The 6032-nt window shown below is 35.1% G+C and carries 3 protein-coding genes and 1 tRNA gene; 1 reads left to right on the top strand and 3 read right to left on the bottom strand.

Features of this window, described 5'->3' with window-relative positions; translation table 11 throughout:
* Nucleotides 1-132 precede the first annotated feature (132 nt).
* The 3 genes from PK35_RS09375 to PK35_RS09385 all read right to left on the bottom strand — a co-directional run bounded on the left by PK35_RS09375 (nucleotide 133) and on the right by PK35_RS09385 (nucleotide 5310).
* Nucleotides 133-1173 (bottom strand): zinc-dependent alcohol dehydrogenase family protein, encoded by a 1041-nt coding sequence (locus tag PK35_RS09375; protein WP_044626463.1) that lies wholly within the window; start codon nucleotides 1171-1173, stop codon nucleotides 133-135.
* Between the two features lie 81 nt (nucleotides 1174-1254).
* Entirely contained in the window at nucleotides 1255-1911 is a 657-nt protein-coding gene (locus PK35_RS09380) for a polysaccharide deacetylase family protein (RefSeq protein WP_044626464.1), read from the bottom strand.
* 12 nt (nucleotides 1912-1923) lie between these two features.
* The gene (locus PK35_RS09385) at nucleotides 1924-5310 is read right to left on the bottom strand and encodes a glycosyltransferase family 117 protein (protein ID WP_044626465.1); all 3387 of its coding nucleotides are present in this window, start codon (nucleotides 5308-5310) and stop codon (nucleotides 1924-1926) included.
* A gap of 149 nt (nucleotides 5311-5459) precedes the next feature.
* On the opposite strand from PK35_RS09385, the gene PK35_RS09390 reads away from it, so the two are divergent.
* Nucleotides 5460-5532 (top strand) — tRNA-Gln (locus PK35_RS09390).
* Nucleotides 5533-6032 lie beyond the last annotated feature (500 nt).

Raw genomic sequence — 6032 nt, forward strand, 5'->3', positions numbered from 1 at the left:
TCTCGGCTATGAGTAGTTGCGTGGGTTAGCACTTAACTTTACAAGTACACACCAAACTGAAAATCCGCGAGGATTTTCAGAAGTAGGCGAGAACAAGCAATTACTTATAGCCATTGTTGGGCATAGTTTTTATTAAAATGAGTTAATTACAGTTACACCACTGCTTTTAAACTTATTCATTTCAGGTAATATCTCTATACTTTCTTCAAGTGAAATAGTTTTCTCTAAAAGTTTATCTGGAGTTAGTTTTCCTGTTTTTATCATTTCTAAAATTTCGTGGTATTTGTATGCTTGCATACCGTGACTTCCTAATATTTCAAGTTCATCAGCAATTACTTTATCCATTGGTATTTGTGGATGTTTATGAGAACCAGCCATTAAGCCAACTTGTATATGTTTTCCTCTTTTTCGAAGATTAGAAATTGAGTTAAAGCAAGTTTCTTGATGACCTAAAGCATCTAGAGAAACGTGAGCACCTCCTTTAGTTAATTCCTTTATTTCTCCAATTATATCTTTTGAATTTTTACTATTAATTATTTCTATGGCACCAAGTTCCTTTGCTAGATTTAAGGTTTTATCATTTATATCTACTGCAATTACTTGTGCACCTAAAGCATTTGCTATCATAATAGCAGATAAGCCAACACCACCACAACCGTGTACTGCAACAAATTCACCACCTTTTAGCCCACCTTGTTCAACAACAGCTCTAAATGAAGTTATAAATCTGCATCCAAGTATACAGGCAGTTTCATATGTTATTTCATCGGGTAACTTCACAAGGTTTAAATCTGCGTGATTTAAGGCCATATATTCTGCAAATGAACCCCAATGTGTAAATCCAGGCTGTGATTGATTGTCGCAAACTTGATGGTTTCCAGAATGACATTGATAACAACTGCCACATCCACCTACAAAAGGAACTGTAACACGGTCACCTATTTTAAAATTTTTAATATCCTTTCCAATTTCCACAATTTCTCCTGCTAATTCGTGTCCCGGAACGTGAGGCAATATTATATCACTATCGTGTCCTTGCCAAGCGTGCCAATCGCTTAAACACATACCTGTTGCTTTAATTTTTATTACTACTCCGTGACTTTTTGGTTTTGGATAAGAGACATTATTTATTTGAATTTTTCCTTTAAATTCCTCAAATACGGCTGCTTTCATTTTTTTTATATTTTTTCAAATTATGCACAACAAGGAATAACATTACTCCCTAAAGTTTAAAGTTAAGATTTTTTTAGGTATTTAGCTACAAACAATAGCCTCAAAAGTAAAACCAAGTTTAGCAAAATGTTCTAATACTTTTGGTAGGGCATATTGCATGTTGTTTTGTGCTTTTACACTATCATGGAACACGATTATGCTTCCGCTTTTAGCGTTGTTAATTACGTTATTTAAACAGGTTTGGTTGGTTATATTTTTATCCCAATCAAACGAAATAACATCCCACATAATTATTTTATAACCCAAGTTAATAAGTTGTTTACCTTGTTTGTTGGTTATTTTACCGTATGGCGGACGAAATAATTTCTGAGTTCTTAATTCTGAATTCTGATTGTGCGAGTCTATTGCTTTTTGTGCTTCAAGCGTATTTTCTATATAAGTTTCTGTTGGCGTTTTCCAACCTTTTAAATGATTGTGCGTATGGTTTCCAACCGAATGCCCTTCAGAAATCACAGCATTAAAAATGTCTGGGTGTTTTTCAATGTTATTGCCAATACAAAAGAAGGTAGCCTTGGCTTGGTATTGTTTTAAGGTTTTTAGCACCCAAAGTGTAACTTCGGGTGTTGGGCCATCATCAAAAGTTAAATACAACACCTTTTTGGTTGCAGGTATGTCCCAAACATAGTTTGGAAACAACTTTTTTGCAACCGTTGGGGTTTTAATAGGAGTTAAGGTCATGCCTTATGCCAATTAATTTGTTGTATCTATTTGTATAGAACTGCTACTATCTTGCGGTAAATCTAATTCCGTTTGAGCTTCATCCTCGCGAGTGCCTTCATCTCCATAAAAATATCTAAACGCTCTTAAATGGTTGTTAAATACTTCGCCTTCTTTTTCGGCAAATTCTAAATCGTTTGCAACCAATACATCAAGTAATGCCTTGTAACGTTGTATGTCGGTATAAATATCTTCAAATAAACGCTCTTGCTTTTCAATTTTTAAACTGCTGTAATAGCTTAAGTTTTCCTGATATTTTAAAGCGACTTGTTTGTATAAATTACGAGCTTTTTCTTTGTTACCTACTTCGTAGTATGCACTTATGTAAGGCTCTAATAAGGTGTAATAGCCAAAGTAATCAACTGGCATATTTTCCATAGCTATATCGGCTATTTCTTCTGCCTTTTTAGGTGCATCGTTATTAATAAGTTGCTCTACTAAACGTGCTAAATTGCCACGGTAGGTAATGGAGTTTTTACGGGTTTCTGGGTCGTGATAAATGTTGGCACTACCGCTATTACCCCAATCCCATTTTTTTACCTTCTCGTACATTAAATCGGCATCAACACGTCCCATGTCAAACGGATTGTTTTTATCAATTTCAGTCCTTATTGGTACTAGTTTGTAACACATGCCGTCTAACTGCAGGTAGTTTTTCATCCATAAATAATCGTCGTCACCAAAGCTTCCGCCGGTAAAATAAATTGGGCGTTTCCATTCGTTATTAGCAACAATATCGAGCATCAGTAAACGATTTTTGTAAAGCGCACCACCTTTAACTTCAATATCAATATACGGAACAATTTTATCGGCATCTTTGGGTTTTACAATACCAGATTTTAACGCATTTACTTTGTTAACCGGAATACGTAAATGCGGCGTAGGCATGTAGGTGGCGTTTAAATCTTGACTGCGAATTTGCGAAAGGTCGTAGCCTTTTTGTTCTAAAACATACTTGTATTTTGTTCTCGGGTTATCACTTTGAACAAAATCTAAAAACTGATTAATATCAAGTGTATCCTTAATTACATTTTCAATAACAATATAATCGTTGGTGCCGTATTGGTAGTTTTTATGTACTAACTGCGACGGTATTGGATCACTTTCGTAAGCCTTACGTTTCATTTGGTCGATATACCAATCGGTTTGAAATAAACTTGTATTTACTACACGCACATCGGTACGGTAACCTTCAATTTCTTGGGCGTACCAAAGAGCAAACGTATCGTTATCTCCAATGGTAAATAAAATGGCGTTTTCGGCACAGGAATCAAGATACATTTTAGCCATTGCTTTGGCGGTGTATTTTTCAGATCGGTCGTGGTCGTCCCAGTTATTAGCGGCCATAATGGTTGGTACTAAAACTAAACATGCCACACTAATGGCTGGGGCTAGTAATTTAGAGTTTACTTTAGCTTTTAAAGCATCAAAAATGGCGTAAACCCCAAAACCAATCCAAAGGGCAAATACATAAAATGAACCAACTACCGAGTAATCGCGCTCACGCGGTTCAAACGGACGAACATTGGTGTAAACTTGAATGGCTAAACCGGTAAATAAGAAGAATACTAGCATAACCCAAAAGCGCTTTCTGTCTTTATTAAACAAGAAGAAGAAACCTATTAATCCTAAAATTAATGGTAGTAAATAATAGGTGTTTCTGGCTTTATTGTTTTTAACATCGCTTGGTAAATTGTCTTGCGAGTAGCCTAAATGCCATTCGTCTATAAATTTTATGCCTGTAATCCAGTTGCCGTGGTTGTCGTAGCGACCTTGTATATCATCTTGTCTTCCAGAGAAATTCCACATAAAATAACGCCAGTACATATAACCTAATTGATATTCAAAAAGGTAAGCGATATTACTCGCTAACGATGGTTTTTCAATTTCAATATTGTTTTTTTCTGTTTTTAAGAAGTTATTATAATCTTCGTAATCTACATTCCCTTGAGCGACTTGGTTTTTAAATTCGCTAATTTGTGCTTTGTATTGCGTAATTTGGTTTAAGGCATAAGCATTGGCTTGGTCTTCGGGTAAGCCAGCGTTTGTTGCGGCTCTGTAAAAATCGTTTTGTAAACCTGGTTTTACTTTAAAATTTAAAAATCCAGAAAACATCATGTAATTCTCGGCATGTTCGGCACTCCACATACGTGGTAAAATAGACGCATGTTTCGAGTTATAATTTTGCTTAGCATTTTTGTAATCGTTTACAATAACATATTCGCCTTTTTCTTCATCTTTTTCATATTTAGGTTTGTCGTCTATGTACGGATTGTTATCATCTAAATAAGCATATTGGTCTGTAAATTGTGGTCCATAAAACAAGTGTGTTTCTGGGTATTGTTCTAGGTTGTAATAAGCTAGAAGTTCACGAGCACTCGATGGGTTGTTTTCGTTAATAACCACATTAGCATTCGCGCGAATAGGTAGCATTAACCATGTTGAAAAACCAATAATTACAAAGGTTAGACAAAGTACGGCAGTATTTAAATGTACATAACCTTTTTTTCTCGTGAAGCGTAATCCATAGTTAATAAGAGCAATTAGTACAATAAGCGCAATAATTGATCCTGAATTAAAGGGCAACCCAATGCTGTTTACAAAAAATATCTCCGACATTGAAAATATTTTAAGAATGTTAGGCGCTAAAAGTTTAAAAATGAATAATAAAACGGCAACCGAAGCCACATTGGCAATAATAAAGTTTTTTAAGGTAACAGTTTTGTAGTTTTTAAAGTAGTAAATAAGTCCGATAGCAGGAATAGTTAACAATCCCATAAAATGTACTCCAAACGATAAACCAATAATAAAAGCAATTAAAACTAACCATCGATTACCGCGTGGGTTATCCATATCTTGTTCCCAACGTAGGCCTAACCAAAATAGTACTGACATAATTAAAGTCGCCATCGCATAAACCTCAGTTTCTACGGCGTTAAACCAAAACGAATCGGTAAAGGCAAAAGCTAAACTACCTACTAAACCACTTCCTAAAATAGCCATGGCTTTAGGTTGTGTGATTTCAGAGTTGGTACCAACTAACTTTTTTAGGAGTAAAGTTATGGTCCAGAACATGAATAAAATAGTAAAAGCACTCGACACGGCACTCATCATATTCATCATCCAACCTACAAGTTCGTTATTGCCAAAAGTAAATATAGAGAAAAATGCACCCATCATTTGAAAAAGTGGCGCTCCAGGTGGGTGACCAACTTGTAGCTTCGATGAGGTTAAAATATATTCGCCAGCATCCCAAAAACTTACTGTTGGTTCTACGGTTAAACTATATGTAATTAAAGCGATTAAAAAAGAGAACCAGCCTAAAATAGTGTTCCATTTTTTAAAGTTGAATTGTGCCATTTTTCTGTGTTTAATTGCTTTGGCGAATTTAACAATAATTACGTTACAGCAAATCTTTTTAAGTAAACGTTATGTTTTAACTATTATTTTTTTAAAAAATACTTGTAGATATAAAAGTTTGTTTTAAATTTGCACCCTCAATTACACAATGGCCTATGGTGTAACTGGCAACACGTCTGGTTTTGGTCCAGAAGAGTCTAGGTTCGAGCCCTAGTAGGCCAACGTAAATTTAAACCCTTGCTTTGATTAGTAAGGGTTTTTTGTTTTTAGGATAAAAGTTTGTGGGGCGAGAAGTTTATGCTGAGCGTAGCCGAAGTGAGCCCTAGTAGGCCAACGTAAATTTAAACCCTTGCTTTAATTAGTGAGGGTTTTTTGTTTTTAGGATAAAAGTTTGTGGGCGAGAAATTGTCAGACTTTATACGAAGTTTGTGTTCAGTTTGTCTGTTGTGTTCAAGTTAGGTAAGGTCGAATTGGCTTTTAAAGGCGCACTTGAATTAAGCGTTAAATGTCTAAGTTGTTAAGGTTTTTTGTTTGTAATCAAATAAATTGTTTCATGGATTTATCCTAAAATCCTTTAAAAATCAATAAAATATTATATATTTGCAGCGTTGAAAGGCGAAAAATTAATTGAGGGGACGGAAAGTCCCCTCTTTTTATACTAAAAAATGTTGCGAACAAAAGTTTTAGAACTACTAGAAGGCGCGTTGCAAGAACGTTCCGAT

The organism is Neotamlana nanhaiensis (assembly GCF_000943555.1).
GTDB classification, from domain to species: Bacteria; Bacteroidota; Bacteroidia; order Flavobacteriales; family Flavobacteriaceae; genus Neotamlana; species Neotamlana nanhaiensis.